The sequence below is a fragment of the Pedobacter sp. Leaf250 genome, from assembly GCF_920984735.1.
Taxonomy (GTDB): Bacteria; Bacteroidota; Bacteroidia; order Sphingobacteriales; family Sphingobacteriaceae; genus Pedobacter.
Genome location: NZ_CAKLBU010000028.1, coordinates 1 through 24,741 on the forward strand (window position 1 = coordinate 1; position 24,741 = coordinate 24,741).

General features: G+C 38.7%; 25 protein-coding genes. 8 read left to right on the top strand and 17 right to left on the bottom strand.

Features of this window, described 5'->3' with window-relative positions:
* Positions 1–421 precede the first annotated feature (421 nt).
* Together LUA91_RS18970 and LUA91_RS18975 are read right to left on the bottom strand one after the other, a co-directional pair.
* Positions 422–790, bottom strand: a complete 369-nt coding sequence (locus LUA91_RS18970; protein ID WP_231427684.1) for a hypothetical protein — start codon at positions 788–790, stop codon at positions 422–424.
* Positions 791–1,164: 374 nt separating this feature from the next.
* A complete protein-coding gene (locus tag LUA91_RS18975; protein WP_231427685.1) occupies positions 1,165–2,043 on the bottom strand; it encodes a HEPN domain-containing protein in 879 nt (292 codons plus the stop codon).
* Between the two features lie 125 nt (positions 2,044–2,168).
* Between LUA91_RS18975 and LUA91_RS18980 the strand changes: the two genes are divergently transcribed.
* Positions 2,169–2,531: a helix-turn-helix domain-containing protein gene (locus LUA91_RS18980; protein WP_231427686.1), complete on the top strand. Its 363-nt coding sequence runs from the start codon at positions 2,169–2,171 to the stop codon at positions 2,529–2,531.
* A gap of 543 nt (positions 2,532–3,074) precedes the next feature.
* Here LUA91_RS18980 and LUA91_RS18985 read toward each other — a convergent pair.
* A complete protein-coding gene (locus LUA91_RS18985; protein WP_231427687.1) occupies positions 3,075–3,455 on the bottom strand; it encodes a type II toxin-antitoxin system HigA family antitoxin in 381 nt (126 codons plus the stop codon).
* Positions 3,456–3,483: 28 nt separating this feature from the next.
* Positions 3,484–3,777 (bottom strand): type II toxin-antitoxin system HigB family toxin, encoded by a 294-nt coding sequence (locus LUA91_RS18990; RefSeq protein ID WP_231427688.1) that lies wholly within the window; start codon positions 3,775–3,777, stop codon positions 3,484–3,486.
* 1,296 nt (positions 3,778–5,073) lie between these two features.
* Between LUA91_RS18990 and LUA91_RS18995 the strand changes: the two genes are divergently transcribed.
* Positions 5,074–6,603: a reverse transcriptase domain-containing protein gene (locus LUA91_RS18995; RefSeq protein ID WP_231427689.1), complete on the top strand. Its 1,530-nt coding sequence runs from the start codon at positions 5,074–5,076 to the stop codon at positions 6,601–6,603.
* Positions 6,604–6,645: 42 nt separating this feature from the next.
* Here LUA91_RS18995 and LUA91_RS19000 read toward each other — a convergent pair whose 3' ends face one another.
* On the bottom strand, positions 6,646–7,674 hold the full coding sequence (locus LUA91_RS19000; protein WP_231427690.1) for a CHAT domain-containing protein: 1,029 nt from the start codon (positions 7,672–7,674) through the stop codon (positions 6,646–6,648).
* A gap of 295 nt (positions 7,675–7,969) precedes the next feature.
* Here LUA91_RS19000 and LUA91_RS19005 point away from each other — a divergent pair, with 295 nt between their 5' ends.
* The gene (locus tag LUA91_RS19005) at positions 7,970–8,299 is read left to right on the top strand and encodes a nucleotide pyrophosphohydrolase (protein ID WP_231427691.1); all 330 of its coding nucleotides are present in this window, start codon (positions 7,970–7,972) and stop codon (positions 8,297–8,299) included.
* Positions 8,300–8,309: 10 nt separating this feature from the next.
* On the top strand, positions 8,310–10,169 hold the full coding sequence (locus LUA91_RS19010) for a DUF2075 domain-containing protein (RefSeq protein WP_231427692.1): 1,860 nt from the start codon (positions 8,310–8,312) through the stop codon (positions 10,167–10,169).
* A 323-nt stretch (positions 10,170–10,492) separates the two neighbouring features.
* Here LUA91_RS19010 and LUA91_RS19015 read toward each other — a convergent pair whose 3' ends face one another.
* The 4 genes from LUA91_RS19015 to LUA91_RS19030 all read right to left on the bottom strand — a co-directional run bounded on the left by LUA91_RS19015 (position 10,493) and on the right by LUA91_RS19030 (position 16,055).
* On the bottom strand, positions 10,493–10,666 hold the full coding sequence (locus tag LUA91_RS19015) for a hypothetical protein (RefSeq protein WP_231427693.1): 174 nt from the start codon (positions 10,664–10,666) through the stop codon (positions 10,493–10,495).
* Between the two features lie 104 nt (positions 10,667–10,770).
* A complete protein-coding gene (locus tag LUA91_RS19020; RefSeq protein WP_231427694.1) occupies positions 10,771–11,736 on the bottom strand; it encodes a phospholipase D-like domain-containing protein in 966 nt (321 codons plus the stop codon).
* Positions 11,737–12,871: 1,135 nt separating this feature from the next.
* A complete protein-coding gene (locus LUA91_RS19025; protein ID WP_231427695.1) occupies positions 12,872–14,611 on the bottom strand; it encodes a hypothetical protein in 1,740 nt (579 codons plus the stop codon).
* 535 nt (positions 14,612–15,146) lie between these two features.
* Complete coding sequence (locus tag LUA91_RS19030) at positions 15,147–16,055, bottom strand: NmrA/HSCARG family protein (RefSeq protein ID WP_231427696.1); 909 nt, start codon at positions 16,053–16,055, stop codon at positions 15,147–15,149.
* Between the two features lie 72 nt (positions 16,056–16,127).
* On the opposite strand from LUA91_RS19030, the gene LUA91_RS19035 reads away from it, so the two are divergent.
* Positions 16,128–16,478 (top strand): helix-turn-helix domain-containing protein, encoded by a 351-nt coding sequence (locus LUA91_RS19035; protein ID WP_231427697.1) that lies wholly within the window; start codon positions 16,128–16,130, stop codon positions 16,476–16,478.
* Between the two features lie 407 nt (positions 16,479–16,885).
* On the opposite strand, the gene LUA91_RS19040 is transcribed toward LUA91_RS19035, so the two are convergent.
* The 7 genes from LUA91_RS19040 to LUA91_RS19065 all read right to left on the bottom strand — a co-directional run bounded on the left by LUA91_RS19040 (position 16,886) and on the right by LUA91_RS19065 (position 21,526).
* Positions 16,886–17,311, bottom strand: coding sequence for a hypothetical protein (locus LUA91_RS19040; RefSeq protein WP_231427698.1), 426 nt, complete (start codon positions 17,309–17,311; stop codon positions 16,886–16,888).
* 15 nt (positions 17,312–17,326) lie between these two features.
* Positions 17,327–17,515, bottom strand: a complete 189-nt coding sequence (locus tag LUA91_RS20805) for a TMEM175 family protein (RefSeq protein WP_370633678.1) — start codon at positions 17,513–17,515, stop codon at positions 17,327–17,329.
* A 216-nt stretch (positions 17,516–17,731) separates the two neighbouring features.
* Positions 17,732–18,025 carry a putative quinol monooxygenase gene (locus LUA91_RS19045; RefSeq protein ID WP_231427699.1) on the bottom strand — a complete coding sequence of 98 codons (294 nt, stop codon included), beginning with the start codon at positions 18,023–18,025 and terminating at the stop codon, positions 17,732–17,734.
* Between the two features lie 127 nt (positions 18,026–18,152).
* Positions 18,153–19,163, bottom strand: a complete 1,011-nt coding sequence (locus tag LUA91_RS19050; RefSeq protein ID WP_231427700.1) for a site-specific integrase — start codon at positions 19,161–19,163, stop codon at positions 18,153–18,155.
* A 21-nt stretch (positions 19,164–19,184) separates the two neighbouring features.
* Positions 19,185–19,445, bottom strand: a complete 261-nt coding sequence (locus LUA91_RS19055; RefSeq protein WP_231427701.1) for an Arm DNA-binding domain-containing protein — start codon at positions 19,443–19,445, stop codon at positions 19,185–19,187.
* Between the two features lie 726 nt (positions 19,446–20,171).
* A complete protein-coding gene (locus LUA91_RS19060; RefSeq protein ID WP_231427702.1) occupies positions 20,172–21,173 on the bottom strand; it encodes a type II TA system antitoxin MqsA family protein in 1,002 nt (333 codons plus the stop codon).
* A 5-nt stretch (positions 21,174–21,178) separates the two neighbouring features.
* Positions 21,179–21,526 (bottom strand): hypothetical protein, encoded by a 348-nt coding sequence (locus LUA91_RS19065; protein ID WP_231427703.1) that lies wholly within the window; start codon positions 21,524–21,526, stop codon positions 21,179–21,181.
* A gap of 177 nt (positions 21,527–21,703) precedes the next feature.
* Between LUA91_RS19065 and LUA91_RS19070 the strand changes: the two genes are divergently transcribed.
* The 3 genes from LUA91_RS19070 (at position 21,704) to LUA91_RS19080 (ending at position 23,460) form a co-directional block, all read left to right on the top strand.
* On the top strand, positions 21,704–21,925 hold the full coding sequence (locus LUA91_RS19070) for a DUF2188 domain-containing protein (protein WP_231427704.1): 222 nt from the start codon (positions 21,704–21,706) through the stop codon (positions 21,923–21,925).
* Positions 21,926–22,076: 151 nt separating this feature from the next.
* Positions 22,077–22,865, top strand: a complete 789-nt coding sequence (locus LUA91_RS19075; protein ID WP_231427705.1) for a hypothetical protein — start codon at positions 22,077–22,079, stop codon at positions 22,863–22,865.
* 316 nt (positions 22,866–23,181) lie between these two features.
* Positions 23,182–23,460: a DUF3892 domain-containing protein gene (locus tag LUA91_RS19080; protein WP_231427706.1), complete on the top strand. Its 279-nt coding sequence runs from the start codon at positions 23,182–23,184 to the stop codon at positions 23,458–23,460.
* Positions 23,461–24,061: 601 nt separating this feature from the next.
* Here the strand turns inward: LUA91_RS19080 and LUA91_RS19085 are convergent.
* Complete coding sequence (locus tag LUA91_RS19085) at positions 24,062–24,733, bottom strand: macro domain-containing protein (protein WP_231427707.1); 672 nt, start codon at positions 24,731–24,733, stop codon at positions 24,062–24,064.
* Between the last annotated feature and the right edge of the window lie 8 nt (positions 24,734–24,741).

Here is a 24,741-nt window from a genome sequence, read left to right on the forward strand (position 1 = left end):
TCTATCTTTTCGCCTGTTTCTGTTAAAATGCACATAAAAACACTATCTTTATGTACATCAAGACCACAACATCTTTCCATAACAACTTTGTTTTTTAGTTCATTATAAAGTTAATAAAGATCGATGAGGTGGTCTTAATTTTTATTGAACGCGATTATAATTCCTCACTTTTTATGTAAGTTTGAAAGTATTAACATTTCATATATGTTCTCAACTTTAAGTTTAGCCTTTCTTGGTACACCCGAAATTATTCTCTTTTTTTTATTCTTTGCCTGCATTTTATTATCATATTTTTTTATAAAAGGGATTATTTACTTTTTAAAGGCTTTAAAAGGTAAATAGATATCCGATAATGATTGGTGGTCACTACTTATTCCGAATACCCTTTGTTGGATTGACTACTCGTAGATAATTGACGGGGTCAGGCAGTTGCTTTATTCCTTTCCTTTATTAACCACAATGCTTCAAACAACCGAACCAAGTTTTCATAGACAGCAATGATCTCTTCTTTCGATAGACTATCCTCCATATATTTTTGACTTAATGAATCATAAAGCCAGTTTTTCAAAATAACATGGTAATGGCGGAGTTTAAAGGTTTTAAAAATTTTCCTTAACACTTTCACAGGATTTATTATTTCATCTGCATTTAGGTGAGTTGGATAGTCCCTCATTCCTTTCTTTTCTTCTTTAATACACCATGCTACAATGATATCAATCTCTCCACTAGCAATATCAAGTCTTCCAAATGTTTTCTTTCGAATTAACCAGGCAGCTTCAATGAGTTTCATAGTAAGTTCATAATCATAAAGTCTGTCGGATGGGCTGCTTTTAAGCGGATGATTAGCCTCAAATGAAACGTCATTGCGCTATTTTTTCAACATCTTAAGTTGATCAGGTAACCATGCCGCATCAAAGAATGCTGTTATCGGTTTGATCGGCACTACTATCTCCTCATCATCAAGTAGTATAATCCTATTTTTCTTTTGTCTGTTTAAATTATTTCTCACAAGAATTATATTGAATTTAATTATTTGACTATTAGCTAGATAAGCTCAATTGCAAAACGTTTGCCATGCTGAATACATAGTGAGGGTAAACGGGTAAAAGTTGAATATAGATGACAAGTTGATCCTGTACATGTCTTCTACATTCTTAAATCGAATTATTCGAAACATATTTTATTTTCCATTGTCATATTTCCTGCCCTTTCAAATTCTGATATTTTGTTTTCGCACAATTTTCTGGTTAGCTTTTCAAAAGCATAGGCTTTGGATAATAATTTATCTGCATCGTCCTGCTGGACGCTAAATTTGTCATTATACCTGGCCTGCGAGTAGCTCTTTAACAAGATTTCAAATAATCTGCGATCTGCCTCCGTTGCCTTAAGCATTTCGTAAGGTAATGGTGAAAAGCTGCTACACAAATCAAGCTGCCGACCTAAATGATGAATGTCAGATCGGTAGGCGAGGTATACACGAATTAGTGCTATCGTGCATTGTTCTATAACCTGGTGGGTCATAAACAGACATACCGCATAATGCTCATTACTGTAGCAATCCGATGCACCTTCCAAAAAACCGGCAGCGAGTTTAATTCTGTGTGCATAATGTTTGCTTGCTTTCTCTGAATTCTGTGAAGAATCAAAAGCGATACTTGAAGTTTCATTTAAGATTCCATTTGAACTGTAAAGGTGCTGAGCCGCATTTAATATGGAAATGAAAAAGCGATTATTCTTTTTGATGCAGTATTGAATGGTTTCCATGCCGTGGGAAAGCATAGTTATTTTACCGCAGAAAAATTTGGTATTGCAAAAATCCTGTGCCTCATGCTCGTTTCTTGTTTTACTCGCCATAACCATTAACAAAAAGTAGTGGTGCTCAGTTGAAGAATAAGTGGAACCAAAACATCCCGATTTTGTTGCTGTTTGAGTCAGCTTGCAAAAGCAATAAATATAAATTGGCTTGAATTTCTCTATAAGCAATCTACAGAGCTCAATGATGCAATCTGTCCTAACCGTTTGTAATACATGTTTTGTTTTCATAACTATATGATTTTGAATTTATTCCAAATCTCCATATCTGTTCGATCGTACCGAACCACGAGCGGGTTGTTAAATACAAAAACTTAGTTGTTTTTAACGCTCGAAAAAAATCGATATATTTGGGTATGGAAACATCTGAAAAAAACACTCGAATGCATTTAGGGCGTAAAATCTCTCGTATACGTGAATTACGCGGGATGAAACAAGAAGCGCTTGCTAATGAATTAGGCATCAGCCAACAGGCTATCAGTAAGCTTGAGCAGAGTGAAGATATTGAAGATTCGACCTTAGATAAGGTTGCAAAGGCTCTTGGTGTGACCGCCGAAGGAATTAAGCATTTCACTGAAGAAACTATTTTTAATAATATAAATAACTTTCATGATAATTCAATTCAAAATAATTTTAATCCAATAGAAAAAATTGTTGAGTTGTATGAAAGATTGTTAGCGAGCGAGCGTGAAAAGAACGAAATTTTAAAAAAGTTTTAAATCTTCAATCGAAGAGATATAATTATTTTAACTAAAAGAGCTTATGATGCCGCTGCACCCGCTCACGCGCTATTGATAAATGCCATGGCAAAATCTTATTTTTTGCTGGGTGTTATTAAGTGATTTCCCACCACACTTTTACGCCTTAACGGCTACGCCCGAAAGGTGATTTGCTTCTACCCGTAAGGGGATGTAGTGGGTTGCCGCAGGATTGTGTTGCAAGTGGAAGGGATGGTGGAGGTTGTTGGTGTTTTCCCGCCACGCTTTTTGCCCTATCGGCTTCGCCCGAAAAGTGATTTGCTTCTATCCGTGATGGGATGTTGTGGCTTGACGCAGGACTGTGGTACAAGTGGAATGCGGTGTGCGATATGCTGCTGTTTTCCCCACCACACTTTAGTGGCCTATCGGCTTTGCCCGAAAGGTGCTTTTTTTTGCTTCTATCCGTGAGGGGATGTTGTGGGTTGCCGAAGGATCGTGCTACAAGTGGTGGGGGCAGGCATCGACCTCCTGCGATTTAATAAACAGAAAATGATTTCGTGAAGATTAGGCTTTTAGCGCATATTCCTGAATTAACAAATTGGTAGGAATGTGTAGGGTGGCACTGAACTGCCTGATCATTTTGAGTGATAATGCCCTTTCGTAGTTCAGAACCTTGCTTAGGTTGCCTTTATCTCCATACTTCCTGGCCAGGTCGGCAGGTTTTAGCCCAAACTCTTCCATCCTGATTCTGATTGTTTCAATGGGGTCTACAGCTGGTAAAGCCCATTGCTTGTTTTCATATTCGGAAATAAGGTGTACCAAAAGCATTTTCTCCCTGTGTTCTGGAGAATCCTTTGGGGCATACTTTACCTCTTCATATCGAGACGTGGCAAGATCATATTCCTGCTCATTCTCCAGTAAAAACCACTGGGTTGTTTTACTCATAATTCCTTAATTGACTTTTGAATACAAACTATATCGTTAATGCATCAACTTTGTCATATTCGGCATGTGTGCCGACAAATCTTATTTCAACTGTTTTGTCTATGAAATCCACCTCAACTATAATGCGGTATTTGTTTCCGACAATTTTAAATCTGGCCCTTCGGCCGTTAAGTACTTTGGCTTTTGGAAAGCTTTTCATTATTTCTAACGGCGTATTCCAATCAGCGTTTTCTACGATGCTTTTAAAAACAGATATGCTTTTAATTGAATCGACGTGTGTTCTTGAGAAGTCTTGTAACTTCTTTAAATAAATTATCCTCATTTGGAATAGCTTTAGGTTTAATTGAAGGCCTATTAAACATGATTCAAAAAATTTAGAAGTAAAAATACAAAGGCTTCAGACGACCATTCGTCTGATTTACCGCTATAAGTTTAACGAATGCTGCAAATGGCAACATTCGAATTAGCATCACTAGCTTCCCAAACCTAGGATTGCCGGTACAAACATAAATAAAAGTTGTCTATTTGACAACTTTTATTTGTGTTTTTTTATTTTGTCATTAAAGACGGTGCTAGAGCATATTTAAAGAGCAGTGCGTTACTTAAATTTCAACACCAACTTTTTTCATTTACCGACATTTGTCGGAAAATTCCCGATTTCTTCGCCGCAGATTTGTACTGTAGATCACATTGATCCACCTAACCAGATCTTGAACCAATGAAAAACACCCTGTTAATGTTAGGGGAAGAAAACAGGCCGATCATTTGCAGATTTTCATTTAGAAATTCTTTTTAAAAGACTTTTTTTCTTTTTGGGCGTGCCCCTAAAGGGCTGCGTCTTACGCTATATCTTTTGTTCCAAAGGATGCCGCTGCAACCGCTCACGCGCTGATGATTAACTGACTTTACGAAAAATCTATTTCATGACATGATTAGCTAAATGAATCTGGTTTAAGTAAATGAGCTAGTGTCATGTTTAATCAGCTTAGGTATGATTTTATTAGGACGCAATCTGCCACAGTTCTCTTTTTGATGAAATAATGGTGTCACTTATATGAATAACTGCCATCTTGTCCAGTGAGAAATACAAATAAAATAATGGCATAAAACTTGAAAGAGTGATTTCGCCTTTAGAAATGTCTAGGGGGTTAACAGTTTAATATACCAAATATCTGGGAATTTTCCAAATATTTCTGCACTTCTATAATCCTTATAGCAGTATCAGGCTCCATCCTAACGGATATGAGTACTGAACACATGAGAATCTGTAGAACGGTGTTGAGTGTTTCCATAACATTGTTTATAAAGTTTAAAGAGACCTTACTGGAGAAATCCAGAAAACCCGATCAAAGTCGAAACATATGGAGAGAGGTTTTGAGGCAACAGAAGCAGGTATCAGTTACCTGCCGGTAATCTCAAATAGGTCTGCCGGAACTGTCCGGTAGATGTGTAGTGCCACATTTGTTATGGATGATTGGCCATGGGCGGATTAAGGTAGGCAGGGGTGCAAGTCCCTGAACGATCTAAGGCAGTCGTTTACCAAGCAATGACATACATTGTGCATTGGTCAGAAAGTTAAAACTGATGAATCTTTCTGATCAATGTCCCATTAAAACAGATGAATTACGCTCAATTATACTCAGAAGAAATCTGGAAAGAGTATTCCGATAAAGTGCTCAGGGAAAACAAACCCAAGACCTATAAGCATTTCGACCACATCTTTGATTTTGCTGAAAAGAACCAACTAATACAGCACCTGGTAAGCGACCCAAAGCTACTGCGTGTCGCTAAACATTCGTTTGTCCCGTTGCTGAAAATCCTGACAAAAACGCCAAGATATAAATACGATGAAGAGGACGGGGTCTATGACCTGGAAACGAAGATCCGGCCGATATCCTTTGCCTCCCATTTTGATTCCTACCTATATGGATTTTATGCCTATGCGCTGAATAAAAAGTATCAAGATTACATTAAACGCAAGGGTTTTGACAGTAGTATATTGGCGTATAGGTCGGATCTGAATGGTGATTGCAATATCCAGTTTGCGAAACGGGCATTTGATTCAGTATCCATGATGGTTGGGAAGTACGGAAAGTGTACGGCGATTGCATTGGACATCACAGGGTATTTTGATAATATAGATCATACTGAACTTAAGGATAAGTGGGCATCTGTAATCAGCCTGAAAGAACTACCGGCAGATCAATACAAGATATTCCGTTCACTGACCAATTATTCTTATATCAATAAATCGAGTTTGCTCAAGCATTTCAAGATAGACCTCAAAAAAGAAGAGGATGTAAGAACACTGCTGAATGTTATTCCATCTACTCTGGCTGGGAAAACATACAACGACAAATTTGAACTTTTAAGGAAAAGGCAGCTTGTTGTCAGAAACAAACCCAAAACAGATGCCCATGGAAACAAATCATACCGGGGTATACCCCAGGGATCACCGATGAGTTCTGTGCTTTCAAATATTTACCTTGTTAATTTCGATGAATGGCTCCATAACAGAGGCAGGTACATGGATTTCCAATACATGAGATACTGCGATGATTTGTTGATCATCTGCAGATCGGAACATGCCCAGGATCTTATCGAACAGGTTATAGAAGAGATTAGTGTCCGATATAAGTTAACGATACAAAAAAAGAAAACCGAGATAGTAGAGTTTAGACCAAATTCCAAAGGAAAGGTTCGCTCATTCGATATCGGTGCGAAAGCGGTCATTAAGCCTGGTAGTGACGAGCAACGGCTTTATAAAAACCTTCAATATCTGGGTTTTGAATTTAATGGCAGCAACACCTATATCCGTCCGGGAAGCCTTTCCAGGTATTTCCGGAAAGTCAAGGGTAGGGTATTAAAGACCATGATGATGGCTTATGGCAAAAAATCGGTAAAAGCGGTGATTTCGAAAAAGCAGTTGTATGAAAGATATTCGCATTCCGGGGAAAGGAACTTTATTACCTATGCGATGAATGCAGCTAAAAACAGTTACAAAAATGCTTCGGGGGTTGAAAGATGTGGCCTTGATTCACCATCAATTAAGAGGCAGCTAAATGCCCATTTTTCATTCCTGCAAAAGGAAATCGACAAAATGAGCAGAGAATTTGCCAGGCAGAAAAAAATGGTCAAAAAGAAATAAGTTATATCGATAGTTTCATCAGGTTTCTGTTGTCTATTATGATCAGGGTTTTACTATAAAAATATTTTCAGCATTTAATCCGTTTTTGATATACAGTTTTGGGGTGTTTTCTTCGGGGATCCCTTCTAACATCAACGAGGCCCTAGCTTGTTCAAAGGATTTTTTAACCGAATTGCCATATCCGATCGATCCGTAAAACTGCGCAGCAAATATCCTGGCCGCATTGTCGCTGATGGATGTCGTCATTCCTATGGCTACTTCAATTTGATCAACTACTTTTTCTGCCTGTCTATGGGAATGGCAGGTATTAAAAAATACCAGCCTGATACTGTCGGTCGAGGCGTGCATGGTCTGGACAATTGCATCAATGGATACGGTTTTGCTTTGGTGTTGGTTGTCCATTAAAACCAGTTCATCTTCCTGGGTTCCGTGCCCGCTAAAATGTACAATCACTGGCTGAAATTCATTTAAACCTTGAAGTATGTCCACTGGGCGCACTGCCCAGCAGGATTCCAGTTTCACAGAATCACGGTGTTTCGATGATAAAATATTTTTCTGTATTTCCCTGATTTCCTCATCCAAGAATAATTGGCCTTGGTCTACAGGATTAGAAGCAAAAAATAATACCGTTATTTTTTTTGGGAGATTGGATAATTCGCGTAGTTTCAAGCCGTGGACATTAACGGTATTTTGTAACGTGTTCAGGTTTAGTTGATGTGCTTGCTGTATCTGAGCATTCTGTTTTGACCTTTTATTCTGCTCGCTGATTTCCTCTTTTGATAACTTTGCCAGTTCTCTTGCGAGGTTCAACTCAATTTTGCTGATTTTCGCATCGATATCCGCTATCTTCTTTTCCGACTTGGCATATTGATCGCTATACCGGGAGATTTCTGAATTTTTACTTTTTATTGTGGACAGGTTCTTTGTTGATAACAAAGTCTTTCTGCTTGCTTGGATTCGTGAGGAGATCGAGGAAAGATTTTTACCCTCCAAGGCCTTTTTCTTGATTAAGGAGGCTATATCCTCCCTAAATTTGTTGACATTTCTCCTGTAAGAATCTATAAGTGGCATAATTAAGTATTGTTGGGATAAGATACGTATTGTTTCCAAAGTTCCTGCTCTTGATCTGTTGCTTTTTTTTAGTAACTGAGTTGATCTAGAAGAAATTTGCTGATTAAAGTACTGCTAATATTCCATTCAACCGGATATGTTATTATCACCGGTTAAGCTAAAAGTAAAACGGTTGATGAATGCCAAAGCTAAAAGGACGACTGCCCATTTTAATATTTAAAATACCCGCCAACGATAAATTGTTTCTTTTGACTGCAGTTTTTCCTTATTTTTCAACAATATTTTGGCTTTTATCATGGAAAATTGGAAAGATCTTCAGCGAGCATTAATTGAATTTAGAAACGAACGGGACTGGGAACAGTTTCATAACCCTAAAGATCTGGCCCTTGCGCTGTCTATTGAAGCGGCAGAACTGAATGAATTATTTCTCTGGAAAAAAGCTGATGAGGCAGACAAGGAAAAAATAAAAGACGAATTAGCAGACGTTTTTGCCTATGCCATATTGCTTGCTGAAAAATATGACCTGGACATCAACCAGATTGTTGCAGGTAAGATAAAAAAGAACGCAGAAAAATATCCTATTGCTAAATCCAAAGGTTCGGCCAAGAAATACAACGAACTTTAAACGCTCTTTTATGATTGTATACCAGGCTACAAAAGCTGGCTTCAGTGACGATGTCCTCAATGATCAGATTGAAAACAAAATCCATACTTATTTCAAACAGAATTTAAACCGCTCAACTGGAAATCCGGAAATACGCTCCTGGAAGAACTCCATGCATTATATGGACCGGGTGTTGAATGATCCGTCAATTCCGGATGATTGCGGAATATCCATTGAGTTCCAGATACCGCAGACCTCGAACAGAATTGATTTTATTTTAACAGGGAAAGGCGAGCAGGATAAAGAATATGCGGTAATAGTTGAGCTCAAGCAATGGTCCGAGGCTACTTTGTCTGATAAAGATGCAGTGGTCAACTCATTTGTAGGAGGTAAGGTGCGGGAATGTACCTACCCGTCTTATCAGGCTTGGTCATATGCAGCGTTACTGGAGAGTTTTAACGAAACGGTAGAGCAGGACGGAATTGAGTTAAGGCCGTGTGCATATTTGCACAATTATGTGGCGGATGATGTGATCTCCCATCGCAATTATAAAAAACACATAGAAAAAGCACCTATGTTTTTGAAAGGGGAGGCAGTTAAGCTCCGTGATTTCATTAAACAATTTGTCAAATACGGGGATGACTGTAAAATCATGTACAGGATAGATCGGGGTAGGATAAGGCCGTCTAAAATGCTTTCCGATAGTATGGTAGGCATGTTAAACGGTAATACCGAGTTCATCATGATCGATGACCAGAAGGTGATCTACGAAACTGCGCTTCAGGTATCTGCCAAAGCAAATATCAACCGGAAAGAAATATTGATCGTAAAGGGTGGTCCTGGTACCGGAAAGTCAGTCGTTGCCATAAATCTTCTTGTGGAATTGACCAACAGAGGTTTGCTTGCCAAATATGTGTCCAAAAACGCTGCACCAAGAGCAGTTTATGAAAGCAAGCTTACAGGCACCATCAAAAAAACGGTGATTTCCAATCTGTTTGGTGGTTCCGGTGCATTTATCAATACAAAGAGTAAACAGTTCGATGTACTCGTTGTGGATGAGGCTCACCGCCTGAATGAAAAATCCGGTCTGTATGGTACCGATGGGCTAAACCAGGTTAAGGAAATCATTGATGCCGCCCAGTCTTCCGTTTTCTTTTTGGATGAGGATCAGCGGATACACCTGAAAGATATCGGTTCGGTAAATGAGATTAGGCACTGGGCATCGTTGGTCGGTGCAAATGTTCAGGAGATGGAGCTGAGTTCACAGTTCCGTTGTTCAGGATCGGATGCATATATCGCCTGGCTGGACAATACGTTACAAGTGAGGGAAACAGCAAATGAAACTTTGGCAGCTACCAATTATGAGTTTAAGGTCTTTGATTCCCCTAATGAGTTAAGGACAGCAATTCAGGAGAAAAACGAGGTAAACAATAAAGCGAGGATGGTGGCCGGTTATTGCTGGGACTGGAAGAGTGATAAAAATCCGGCAGTAAATGATGTAGTTATCGCCGAACATAATTTTGGAATGAAATGGAACCTGAAGACAGATGGCAGTCTTTGGATCATCAAACCGGAATCGGTGAATGAGGTTGGCTGTATCCATACCTGTCAGGGCCTGGAAGTAGATTATATTGGTGTAATCATAGGAGAGGACTTAGTGGTAAGGGATGGTAAAGTAATTACCAATCCTTACAAACGGTCGAAAAATGACAGTTCTGTACGTGGCTATAAAAAGTTACTCAAACAAGACCCGATTGAGGGCGGAAAACTTTTGGACTTAATTATCAAGAATACCTACCGGACGCTGATGACCAGGGGTATGAAAGGATGTTATATCTATTGTGTTGATCCGGAGACAGCTGAATTTTTTAGGGCTAAAGTATCTCTTTAGGGATGGGCGGTTTGACGCTGTTTTTTTCGCTTTTGCGGGCTAAAAGCTACGTACGAAAAGTGCTTTTTTTTTTGCTTTTATCCCTGAGTGAATGTTGTTTAGCCATGCAGTGACATGTCATCCTCGAATGGAATAAGAAAGGCCCTTATATATTTTTCTTTAATGTTTTTTGATCAATTTCGAAGACCGATCTTTTAAATAGGAGCCTTAGTTTGTGCGATTTGTTTGACCACATATTCGTCATTTGCAAATGATATCAAAAGATAAAGGCAAAAAAAAGGCCTGCGTCCTGCGCTGGCCCTATACCGATTTTTGAATCAAATTTAGATAAACCCGTGCCGGTCGTTCATCCGGTCATCATACTCAAGCTCTGCGTCAGTGTAGATTTGGGTTCTGTCAGCATGCTGAACCAGTGATTCTCCAAATTCCAGATCTTCTGGAAGGATGTAGCCTTTTTCCTGTGTGGCCCTCACGATGATGAAACTTAGTGTTTTCATTTTTTTTGGTTTTAATTTATCGATCTTGCCAGCACTTTGCTGCAATGCAAGTTAAGCAAAAAATACAAATACTACAAATCCATGAAGGCTTAGGGGGCCGGGTCTTAACCGTAAAGTTGTTCCATCAGGTCCTCTGAGCAGTATTCAAACACTTCGGCAAAATCGCCGACCAGGTCATTGTGCCAGATAATTTCAATTTTTGGGAATTCGCAATCCTTCTCCTCATCAGCAGTCCTTTTTGCCAGGATCAGTACAGCATTCTGCGCGTTATCAAAATTAAGGTCATTGCGGCTGCCTAGGAATTCACTCAGTGCATCACCAAATCGCCTCATGCGTTGCTTTGGGCTGATCTCCAGCCCCGGGGTCATGCCTTGCTCTAATTCGATTGCATAGTTGACCTGCTCCTGCACCTCGCCTAGTGTAAAGCTCCAATCCTGCAGGTCATCAATTTCTTCCAGGTGCTCCAAGGGTTCGTTGAGGCAAAAAAGTATGTCTTTAACCTCATCGTATGATTGGTTACTATCGAAATAATCATAAATCCTAACAGTCACTGCAAACCCATCACAGGTTTTGCATCTAGGAAGTGCTTTGGGCTTAAGGATTTGCAGTTTTCGTGTACTGATGCGTTGGAATTCGTTATCATAAGCCTTAGCTATTTTTCCATCACGGATGATCACGATATTTTCAATATGGGTTCTGGCGGAATAAGTCCAATTATAAGATCCTGTAATCACAGTCTGGCTATCGATGATACAGAATTTACTGTGCAGGTAAAATTCAAGATGCGCATCAATCAGGACGATGTTAGCCCCAGTCTCCCTGAGTCGGTCTAGTTCGAGTTTGAACAGGCCATAGGGCTTGTGGCTGGTTGGAACCATGATGTTATTTTTATTGCTGGCATGGTCTAAGAGCACAAGGTCAATATCAACGGCTTTATTACTCATTTCAATCAGCTTTTCAAACAGGTCCGGGTCGGTAAACCAGGCCATTACAATTTTGATCGATTTTTTTGCGGCGGAAAGTTCGCTTAGTGTAGCGGTAAGGATATTTTCGAAAACGGGAATGATCATTTTGAGCGTCAATTAATATTTTGTTTATTGCAAATATACCCTGAGACTAGCCATTTTTCAAGGCATATTTTGAATGGAACCAAAAGGTGTGACGTTTGGCTAATGTTTCTTACCCTGCTCACTTACTGTTAAAAGCTGAGTCATTTTTTGCATTTACCAGATAGCCGATGTTGTGTGGCACCGCTGGACTGTGCAGCAAGTCGTTGGGGTAGCTATATACTTGTTTTCTATTTTTTTGGCGTGCGCCTAAAAGACCAGCGTCTGCTTCTGTATCACACTTCAGGAGGATGCGGCTGCAACCGCTCACGCGGTATTGATGAAAGCCAGGGCAAAATTTTGTAATCTTTCTGTATGTCGGATAGTTGTCAAGTGATTTCCCACCACACGCTTGCGGCCTATCAGCTCCGCCCGAAAGGTGCTTTTTTGCTTCTAACCGTGATGGAATGTTGTGGTTGGAGGCGGGACTGTGCTACAAGTGGCGCGGATAGTGCCTTTTGTTATTTCCTTCATCAGATCAGGCGCTGTACCATCAGCGTATTATCCCTATTTTCATAGGTATTTGAACTACGGAGCATCCTAACAATAAGCTTTCACGCGGACGTTTTTGCAGCTAAATCGGATTCATAAATAAAAAAGACAAAAAAGATACAATTGCAAACAATGTGCAGCATTTCGAGGAAATGTTAAACTCCATATGGAGGGTAATACGTCCAGGTGGCTATCTGTTCTGCCGTTTGGCATCGGATATCGGTATTGAAAACCTGGTGCGTTCAATTGGCAATGGAAGGTATATTCTGCCAGATGAATCTGAACGCTTTTTGGTCAATCAGGAAATGCTGCTGAGGTTTACGTCAAAACTTGGAGCCACATTGCATGAGCCGATCAAAACAACCAATGTGCAGAACCTGCGGTCAATGACCACATGGTGCCTGAGAAAGTAAAAAATATCTAAATAAAACGGGGGAACAGTTTTCACCGTTACCCCCGTATCTAAATTAACGCTCTCAGAACAAATGTAATAAAACCGTCTATATTTGCCGCACTTGCGGTCGGAATTTTCTCGGTCATCTTGTTCATGGCTTTTGACCTGTTCAATATGTTATTTTACCTGATCCAGTTCAAAATATTAGATAGCTTATACCTCTGTTTTTTTTACAGGCTTTAGTTTGTGATATCGAGTGAAATGATGAGCTTCTAAGTCATACCGATTTTCTTTATCATCAAAGTTCTGTTCATTTTTAAAACCAAATCCAACCCTATACAGGAGATCAAAACATTTGTTCATATCAGGGCTTGAAAAAAATGGAGCTTTCTTAGCGCAGTCTTTTACGAATTTGTCCCGGTCGAAAAGGAAATATGCACAAAGCTCGAGTTCATCATAGCAGTAGAGCCGCCCATGGAGTTTTTCCCTCGCTAAAAGAAACCTTCCAAATTCTGCTACGTAATCATCCTTCCGCTTCAGGGTAATCAAGAAGCTTTCAAGATCATCAATTGATACTGACCAGGGGTAATTACGGTCATCGTCGATGTTTAACAGATGACCAAGGTTGCACTGAATCTGCCCAAATCTTTCCTGGGTTACTACAATCGTAAAAATCTCATCAAAATCTTCTGGTTGTATGGTCTCAGTGGCCTTTTTATTTTTTCCACATATGTCAAAGGGCTTGTCATCCAAAAGCACATCTTCAACTTCGATAGCCTGCGAGAAACCTTTGCCGATTATTTTCTTGAAATCACTTTTGATGCGCTGGTAAGCACGTTCAGTATCCCGTAGAGGCTCATGATATTTGTGAGCCTTGCATTCTATAACAAATACCTGTCTGTTGCATAATATCAATCGGTCTTTTTCATTACCATTGCAATAATAGCTGGTGTAGACTTTAGCTTCACTGCCAAAAAAATCCTGGAAAACCTCACGCGTTTTTTCCTCCAAAAACTCGTCCCGCCGTTCAGATATCTTTCTGCCGGGCGCTTCCGGAACATTGCAAATCCGATAAAGAAAGTTGTATATCGCATTGATCAACTGCTTGGAATAGAGCATCACAATATGATCCCCGTCCATCAGCAAAATAGGCCGGTCGAGATATGGGCAATCATCCGTATAATAGAGATAATCGGCGTCTTCCTTGCCGAGCAGTGTAAAATGTGCAAGCAATTGTTCCGCCTTTTCTTTATCGATTTCACTGTATATATCGGAAAATGGAATCCCCATCTTGTAAATCCTGTTTTCTCCCAAATCCAGCAGATGGAGTTTTTCATCGATCGATAACTGTTTTGCTGGTCTTCCCCGGTTCAGAGCCGCAATAGTCGGATTGCCATCGAAATCATTGTTTGCATATAATTCCATGTATTTTTTCTCCAAACGGGTCAATAGCTGAAAGAAGTCGATGAAATCCTGGATCTTGAATCCGGTTTCCTGAAAGATAAAAGGTTCTAGATGCCTGAACGTTCTGGTTATGCGTTCGATATCCTGTTCAAAGAAAGAAAGGGGAGCGTTAAGATAATAATTTAAAAAGGTGCTCTTGGTGACAATGATTTTATCTACGTCTTCTTTGCTTAATTTGCTCTGTGCGTTAGTTGGTGCGTAGCCATATTCCCGCTCAATCTCATTCAATAGTTTGATGATCCGGCGCTCATCTGTACCGATTGCAGAATATCTTTTTGTCCCTCTTTGGGGAGTAGCATGATATAGGCTCACCAGATACATCAGTTGACGGATAGGAGAACGTAATTTTATTACTCCGGTACCCTGTCTATGGTGGGCGGTGGAAAGATGCGCCATATGGGCAATAAAGCTCCTGTAGCTAAATTGGCTTATAATGGATTTCAGTTCTTTGGCAATCCTTGTTGCCTTGTCTTCGGTTTCGAGCGTCATGCGGTAAATTTATCAATTACATTGCTCACTCTATCTATATCGATACCATAAAATAAAAAACTGATCCTCGATGATTTTGCCGTTGCCTTCTGCCCGGGCTCATATCTTTGATTTCATAAAAGAGGAGGCAAATCGAGGCTGGGCAGGACACGTAGTTTAACGATGTTGACGAGATAGGCAGATCCTCTTTTTTTTTCTTAAAGTCTGAACAGTACCTAAATAACAGGGTTCCGTACCTGATTATGTATTGAATGAGCAAAGACCGGAGGGAAAGCATGAAGCCGGATTGCTATTCGCATGTTTCCTAATAGTCTATGTACAGTGAAAGGCATCTGATCACTAAGGGAATTTATCTTTGTATTTAGCACTTCATTCTAGGGCGTCAGGCCTTACTATAATGTGATAATTGCTGCATATAACTTCACCAGTAAAAGTGAATGAAACAAAACGGTATTGATTGTCGCGCCTTTAGTGCGACAATCTGTAATTTGCTACTGCATTTGTCGCAGTTTATTTTAATTCACTATATTTTTTTTTAAAGTTGCGCTTTATGATGCTCTAGGAAGGTTTTGAGTGATTCAGGCTGAATGCCAAATTCTGCAAATTCCTGCGGGTCTACTTTATAACCTTCTACATTTTGCCAGAGATAGGAATCGATGCCATATTTAAACAACCCACTGTTAGCAGCTTCTTCCTCAGTTTGGCTGATGGCTTCAAATCGTTTGCCAACAACCGAAGACAGTACATCAGCAACTTGTGTCATAGTAAGGTTATCACCGGTTATGGCAAACTCTTTTTTATTAAATTTCTCGGGCTGCGCAAAAGTTTCAGCTGCGAAACGCCCAATATCATTAGGAGATACCCAATCTATTTTTGTGTCCGGTGCGATTGGAGTGAGTATTTTACCCTCTCTAAGAGTAGGAAACGTCACTTCATCCATAGGTGGAAGTACGTTCACCATAATAAAAGGCGGTTTGATGACTGTCCAGTACGTAAATCCTGCGGTTTTAACAGCATCAATTGCTGCGGCTTTTTCTTCCCAGTATAGCGGCTCCCATCTGCCTTCTTCCCAGCCGGCAAAGTTTTCGTGTTCTCCGGCACGCGCAACCGAAGTATGTACGATCTGCTCTATCCCTGCCGCCTTTGCTGCTGCAATTAGATTATTGGCATGCAGGGTTTCTTGACCTTTATTGCCTGGGTGTGTTCCCATTTGTACAGAAAATACTCCTGTGGCGCCTTTGGCCGCCTGAGTTAGAGTTTTCAGGTCGTCGAAAGTAGCTTCGGCTATTTCTACATTCTTTGCTGCCAATGCCTTTGCCGCTTCACTATTTTTATCCCTTACTATTGCCCTGACAGCAATGTGTTTAGCTAATAATGCCTCTATAACTGCACCACCCTGTGTTCCGGTGGCACCGGCTATTAGTATCAATGGTTTATTGTTCATATCTGTTCGTTCATTTTTTTTTTGTAAATTTACGGAGCCGTTGGTTTATAAAACATACCAGTTACCTAAAGGATGCCAGATATACAAGAGGGTAAAGCAGCCATTGACCAGCAGATACGACATTTGCAGGATACGCTGTATGTAATAAACGGGAAGTGGAAACTGCCTATACTGGTTGCTGTCCACCAGGGGAATACCCGCTTTCGAGATATACAACGGAGTACTGGCGGTATTACCACCAAAGCATTATCTAAAGAGCTTAAAGAACTGGAACAAAATAAGCTTGTACTACGCAAAGTATACGACACCTCTCCACCCCGTGTGGAGTGCACGACTACTAGCTATTGCGATACGCTAAGCAATATGATTGCTGAAATGATTGACTGGGGTAAAAACCATCGAAATAAGATAAAGGAGGATTAATAATTGGGTTTCTAAATTTTTTGAAGCAAAAGATCTTCAAATTATATATCCTTAAATACACAGATTTTTAATATTAAAACCGCCACCGTCACAATTTGTAAGAAAAATTAGTGTATTATAACACTGGCGTGAAAATTTACGCTTCATCGGTCTTCCAAGATCATATTATGCTTTTTTTATATCTTCTTAAAAAAACCTAACTCATATAGAGAATCCAAAGCATGATGACAAAACTTTCATTCCACAATCGCAGCACGATTATTGTCGGTTTTTTTTTCATGAAAAACATACACCTTCAGTCATCAGAAAACGAATCCTGATCACTATTTACTAGCAACATTAATCATACCACTAATGTGTAATTTAGCTGTTTGCTGGCCTTTGTTCTACAGATTCTTATAGGTTAGCTAACCTTGAATCGACTCATTCCTCTCCCTTATCTTCTTTTCGCTGAACCGAGGCAGCGCAAAATAGATGTAGAGTAATACTATGGGAATAATACTAAAAGCCACGTTCCAAAAAGAAATAATTAAGGCAGCTAAGTGTAGCACAGGGGCGATCGCATACTCTCTTGTCAGCAGTTTGACAAGTGCCGGGTCTGTATTTTCTTCCAAAAGACCTTTCTTTCTGGTGGCATACCACCATACGCAGTTATAAAGTACTGTCATCAACACCAATATAGTATGATAGATCAATGCCGCCGTTCTTTCGTCTGGTTTGCCTACATGGAGTGCCAATAATCCTGTAGTGAAAGACTGGAGTGTGACAAACATTAAAAACAAGATATGTAATATGAGCAGGTACTGGTCTGTCTTTTTTATATAAATAAACATGTTGTGATGGTTGGATCAGGCAACGCATATAAACAGGAAAGACGCGGCGAACGCAGCATAATGAGGCCAGTTTTTCAATATCTCTCCCAGCAGATCTGTTCCGGCTTCCGGTTTAGGCAATTCTGTGGCGAGTAATGTTGCAGCAATAGCTAAAACAGCATCGCTAAAATATTCAAGCCTGTCAGTTGTTCGATGATTGTACATAAGATCCCTATTAAACTAATTTTAATTGCAGGCCTGAACTGGAAACCAAATATCTATTGATATCGGCAATTGATCACAACGATATCTTATGTGGTTGGATCGGGTAATATTTGAGATTATCCACATAATCCGATCAGATCATATTCAGCAGGCAAGTGATAGCGGTCGGCCTGTGCCGAATGCCGACCTGCGGTCACTGCCAGCTTTTGTTAGAGATCACTTAAAGGCAAGTATTTTTACTTTGTCAATCACTGGCGTCGAAACAAGTAGTTCATCGGCGCTAGCCATCAGTGCTTTAGCGATCTCACCGTTTAAGTGCGCATCTCGACCGGCATCATCGGTAAATGTATCGAATATACCAAAGGTGGAAGGTCCGAGCTGCAATGCATACCAGCGAATAGTACCGGATTCCGCTTCCGCCAAAGGCAAAGCGCTTGCAAGGAAGTCAGCAACTTGTTGTTCTTTACCGGGTTTAGCCTCGAAGTGGGCCAGTAACGCTAAATTTTCCATTTGATCAATTTTAATAGAACTGTTCGTTAGCGGCGATATACCGCTATAATAGATTGAACACGAATAGTGCCACGATCAGGCAATTCAGATGCTTGGCAAATACATAATTATTTTCACAATTGATAGGTTAAAAGTCTTTTAACTGTCCATCTGCTTGGAATAGCAATCCTTTGACCGCGTTCATCCGATTTCCTATGCGGCGCTTTTTGACTCTGGCATAACGCTGGGTAGTTCTTATACTTTTATGTCCGAGCATTTTGCTCACATCTTCCAATGGGAATTCCAGGACGTTGAGCATGATGTCTGCAAAAGTATGGCATGCAAGGTGGGTATTCAGCTCTCTTCCAATACCACAAATATCGGCAAGTTCCTTCAAGTAGGTATTGTATTTCGCATTGCTATTTACCGGTAAGAGGCTATTTTTAAAACGGCAATAGGGATCATCTTTATATTTATCAATGATTTCATCCACTATGGGGAGCACCGGTACCATCTCAGTCACCTTTGTCTTTCCTCTTTCCTTATTAACCAACCATCGTTCCCGTTCAACACCGTGTTTTTTGATATGCTGCGGTGTCAGGGCATAGATGTCCTGATAGGCAAAACCTGTAAAACATTGGAAAACGAAAGCATCCCTGACCTTGTCCAAGCGTAAAATGTCAATCTTTTTTTTCCAGATCGCACCAACTTCCTCCATTTCCAATGGCGGGATCTCCGCTTCATCGCCTTTACAACGGTACTTTTCTATAGGGTTTTTCAGTAACCAGCCATTGGCTTCAGCTAAATTTAACAGTTTCTTCGCATTCTTGATCTGCTTATTTGCGGCGGCGGCCTTTAATTTTTTTAACCTTTTGATCGTGAGGTACCGGAAAAGCTTTTGCGCAAACGAAAATTCAATTTCGGACAGGAGCAGATCGCTACATTTAAATTCAAAAGAAATAAATTCTTTAAGCTTCCTCTGAGAAGACCTCCATTGCCTAAGCGTTGCTTTTGAATGCTGGCCAATTGCCGCTAGTTCGGCAAATTCAGCCAGGTGATATTCACTTAGCTCCAGAAGCGTCGGTATTTCCTCAACAGTTGTTCTTTTGCCAATTTTTTCCAGGTGTAAGGGTGCATTTTTGTAGGCATTCCTAACCATTTGTGGTGTAACAAAGCCATGTTACATCCGGAGAACCTTAAAGTGGGTTTCAAGATCCGACTCCACATCACTCAGTGCGAGGTTGACAGCTTTGTGATCCCTACCACCAGATGCCCGTTTGGTAACCAGATCCCAGTGATCGGTATGAACTTTTTTGGATGTAGAGAATTCCTTTTCCATCCCGTCGATGGTAATCCTACAGACCACCGTTGCGTAGCCGTCCTTACCGGCTTTTGATTTTTTGTGCCAGAACAATATGTTCATGACCTGATTGCTTTTCATTTTCAATCCATTTAAAGTAAAACATGTTATTTCCCGGACGGATCCGGCAAAACGGCTTATGCTAAAAACTGATTCGATAGGAGGTGAGCCTAATGGTGGCCAACAAATTTAATTCATAATATGGCCAGTGAATTCACCACCATACAGATTGAATTAAGTTGTATTTGATTGATTTATCTTCGAAAAGCTATCTTGGTCTAAATATTATTAAACCAAAAAAGACGCAATTTCTTGCGTCTTTCTGTGATCCCGCTGGGATTTGCACCTCAAGCAAAAATCAACGTTTAAAGAGTATTTTTCGCGGTTTGAAATTCTACTCACCGAATCGCTCACCATTAAATTTGTACGTTTTTAGCTGCAATCGCAATATACAAAAATAATGAATTTTTAGAAAAGAACCTAAAGAATTACGATAAGTAGCGTTAAGTAAAAGCAAAGCCCGGGGAAGTAGCTAATTTGCATAAGTTGTTTTGTGAATTAGGAAAATTGTTGGAATTTCAGTCTTTCATTCATCATCTCGAATATTCCTGCTATCTAAATTAACGCTCTCGAAGTAAAAATATATTTTAGTGGTGAAGAAAAAAAGCAGATATATAATCGTAAAAATGTCATTATAGATTACACTTATTTTTTTGTCGGCAAACATTAAAACCGTGAATTTCATTTATTATTATAAAATATTGATGCCACGACTTCACCTTGAATAATATAGAGTAATGCCTTTTACTAAAATGCTTTTAGATCAAATGCATATTTCTGGTAACTGATCAATTCTCTTGTAGGTTCGTTTTCGATCCAGGCAGGTTCTTCATGGCTAATATCAACTACTTCTTTGGTGGTACTTTTTTTGAAATGCTTAAGTACACTTGAAAGAACTTCTAGTTCCATAGTACTGAAATCATCCATGTCATCTTCCTTTCCAACTATTTTTTCGCCATAATTACCATCTTTAAATGCTATCTGTGTAATATTTATTCTTTCATCGTCACATAGTTTGATGTACATTTTATCGTATTCAGCTGGCACAGGTCCATAGGGGATAGCTTTATAGGTAATACCAGTCATAGAATGTGCCGTTCTTTTGTACATCAGAAAATCACAATAGAAAAGCAACTTGTTAACCTTAGTCTTGTAGGTATCTAGTTCATTTGAAAAGTAGGAGATTACCTTGGCTATCTTTAAAAGATCAGGACTTTTGTAGCCATTGTATTCAGATGGCTTATGGTCATGGAATATTTTTTCCTCAAACATGGTTTCCCACCACTCCCTGGTTTCCTGCTCTTGAATTTTTTTAACGTGATTGGTAAGCTTATTGATTTCCTTATCACTCAGAAAGTGGATGCTGGCCTCTACCTGTGATAGGAAAGAAACCGGCTTTTCAATGGTTGATATCAATCTTCCATTAGAAACCGATGGCATTTCGCCATTTTCATATAAACGGTATGTGTTTGTTCCCAGTCCTAATATTTCGGATATCTTGGATGCGGAGATGCCATACTTTTCCCTAATACTTGTAATCTCCTCAGGAAAGGGAATGCCATACTTTTCCCTGTATTGATTATACACTTGGTTCATGTTAATCTCATCCAGTTCGGTATTGGTAAATGCCTCTTGGGTTTTGGTGCATTCAAAATAGTGGTACCAAATCCGAAACTCTTCTTTCCTGAATTTGAAATCAACTTCTTTATGCTTGCGGAGCATTGGTTTGTTGTTGAATGGGCTGGTCATAATCATCATTTTAATGGATAGCTCATGGGGTACTCTGCCAAATGAAAAGAAATGCAAATGGCAGGGTTATCTTTAGTTCCCATAGATATCTTAATGTATATTTCTTGGTTTTTATGCGTTCTTCCAAAAACCCATAAACTGGCAATGCCATTAAGGTCATCGTCAATTGGGCCTTCCGAATAATCTATGGCGACTATTGCATCAACTATTTCACGTCTTTTCAGTGGTGTAAGCTCCAGATCTAATAGGGCTTGGGTGTTTTTCTGTCTGGCATCACGGAAGAAAATATCGAAAATCTGTGCCTTCGTTTTAAAGTCTCTGAGAAAGTTTTTTACGTCATCAATAGTAGCCAAGGGTGAGTTTTTTTGTAAAATTAAACTTTAAAGTTGCATTAGCCTAGTATATCGGAAAATTATTTATGTTTTATATTGTTAGTTATTCACACTCTTAAAGTTTTCAACAAAGATATGTAATATAACTATATAGTTGTAATATTGTTTGAATTATTTAATATATACAACTTTAAAGTTATGAAAAAGAATTATCATGTGGTTCCGCACAATGGCGAATGGGCCGCTAAGGAGGAGGGCAACCAAAGGGTTACCCAAATAGCTTCTACACAGAGAGAGGCAATTCAGATTGCAAGAGAGCATGCAATTAATAACCAATCAGAGGTAGTTATCCACCGACCAAATGGACAGATTAGGGATCGTAATAGTTATGGTAATGATCCGTATCCACCAAGAGGTTAATGATTGAAGCCCAAAAAATATTATTTTTTGGGCTTTTTTATTGCGTGAAGTATTATTTAAATTACGATCGTGGTGATCACTCACTAGGTTTCGGTGTTAAAATTTGAAAATACTACCTTTGTTATAAGATTACTATTAATCTAAATTTCGTATGTCTAAATATTATTTTACCCCAGCAGGTAATAGACAAATTGCGCTAGCATTAAACAATACTGCTTACGATGATTTTAATTTTCAGCACGACCATAAATCAGAAGATCCAACAGACCTAATTTTTATACCATATTTCCCAACTGACACGGATACTGCTTTAGAAGTTTTCGCCAAAAGCAAATACCTTGCGATGTTGATAGGTGGTAGCTTTAATATAGCTACGCATGAAAAAGGAAGTTCACTGGATATTACATTGGATTGGTTGATAGATTGGGAGAAAGAAAAACGTGTCCAGATTGTTAATCCTGAAGATATTATCCCAATAAATCCATACAGCCAAGCTGAACTCTTTGATCGTAGTAAAGCAATAGATTACAGAAGAGAAGATTTTGTTAAATACGCCATCTATCTTTCAAAATATGATCGTTTTGTTAACTCACTACTTCTATTGGCTAGCCAAAAGCACAGTTTTATATCTCTACATGCTTTATTGGATACGATAGAAACCAAAGCAAAGTTTCCGTTGGTTGAAGATAAGAAATTGACCAAGGAGAAAAGAGAGCAAAGAATAGCCTACATACTTGAGAAAAGCGAAGTTACTATAAATAACATCAATGCATTTACTGGAACCGCCAATAATTATGGAATGCTTGGCCTACAAAGTAGGCATGGGGATATGGGTCGGGGGAAGCCCGCTAAAACAATGGATTTAGCAACATCCACAAAAATGATTCTTAAATTAGCCTATTTTACAATCTACCATCATATAGAACTTGATGAAATATAGCAAGAAGAATTTTATTACTTATAATAAGCCAGCAGTTTACAAAGTACTCAAACTGATCCGTATAGCAACCGTTTTTTCATAACTAGAGAAAGGCTGTAAACCATTCGACCCTCTTCTATTAAATCCTCTTCGGGTGATCCCGTAATGCAGGTATATTCCAAAAAGCATAGATAAATACAATTTAAGAAAATTTATAGAAGAATTTATCGGTCACAGTAAATCCGGATGCTAAAATTTATAAAATCATTTTTACGGTTTTCCGTAAATTAATATTAATAGTGAATAATATTTTTGGAATAAATTAAACAAGAATATTATGGCAGATTGCAGAATCACTCACATCACTAAAAAAAATCGTCAATGTGCGCATGAACATATTACCCATGCTGGAAACCCGCCGACTTGGTACTGGAGCAGAGAAGATATTATTGAGAGCATCAACAATAAAACAAACACTTTTTATGTGCTGGAAAATGGTAATCGTTCAAATGTAGGTGTGGTTAATCCAAATGATGGACGTTCACCTTTTTTAAGAACTTATGCTGATAATGTCTGGAATGATAATTTGCTGGCATTACCAGAACAAACGCCTTAATAAGTGATCTTTTGAAAATAATTTGTCGATTTTGAAATATCAGAATAGAAAATAACAAAAATTTAAATTATTTTTAATTGAATATAATTAACCTCTTTTCGTTTATAACATGCTTATTGAAATCTTACTAGTAATATTGATTACTCTTATAATTATTGTTATATTTCTTCTGCTGATCAAAAAAACAGTCAAAATAACCAACCACTTCTCGAACAGTTTTATAAAGCAGATTTGATACTTTCAAAACTTGAACCTGCAATTAGAGATGAGGCGTCTCAAACGCGAGATGAAAATCAAGCGTCATTCAAATTAGACAGGGAAGAACTTGCTAACTCTTTTAAATTTTTAGGAGATACGCTTTCCAATACCGTTAAAGATCTGTTGGAAGTGCAGAAAAATCAATTTGAAATATTTCAAATCAATTATTGAACTTTGATTATGGTTGACTAGAAAACCAAATTGAGTAGGATAAATATAATAATAAATAAATTCAATTGAATATTGAAATAATAACTACCTTAGATATAATAAACTGATATTCTTTTTGAAAATTACTCTAAAGGCTGCTAATATTTACGTTGCGTCAGCAATTAAACAGGAATTATTTTGGATTGTTTAGCAAATAGTTAAACGCTTTCTCTAATGTCTTTTCTCCGATTCCGTCATAATTTGCTAATGCAATTATTGAATTTGTTTCACCGCTTTGGATTATTTCTGATATTTTTTTTGCATATTGAGGTTGTATACCTGTTTCTACTTTGATTGTCTTTTCGTCTAATGACAACCATTTTGCTTTGAAAGAAGCGAATAAATCGTCTTGAACATTTGGGTCATAGTCGTAAATTTCAATATCAATTGAACATTTGTTTAAATATACTTCCATCAGACATCTAACTTCGTTTGTATCTAAGCCACCATTGTGCGTGCCAAGTAGAGGAAAAGCAATGGAATTAATTCCTTTCTTTTCATACGTGTCGACAAATTTTTGTAGACCTTGTTCAATCCACTCTATTTTACTTGGATATTTCCAATGAAACTTTGTCGGGAAGCTTAAAATCCAAGGTGCATTTTCTTGTTTGGTGTAAAGCCACAATGAACCTGTTTTAATAAGTTTGTTTTTACAATGCTCTTTATATTCCTCATACATTTGAGGATAACGAAGTCTATGGACAAATGCTATTCCTTTTCCCATTACGCCAACACAATTTACGGTGTTCACAATGGTTTGACACTTTGAATTAAAAATATTTCCTTTAATATGTTTTATTGCCATTTTATTAT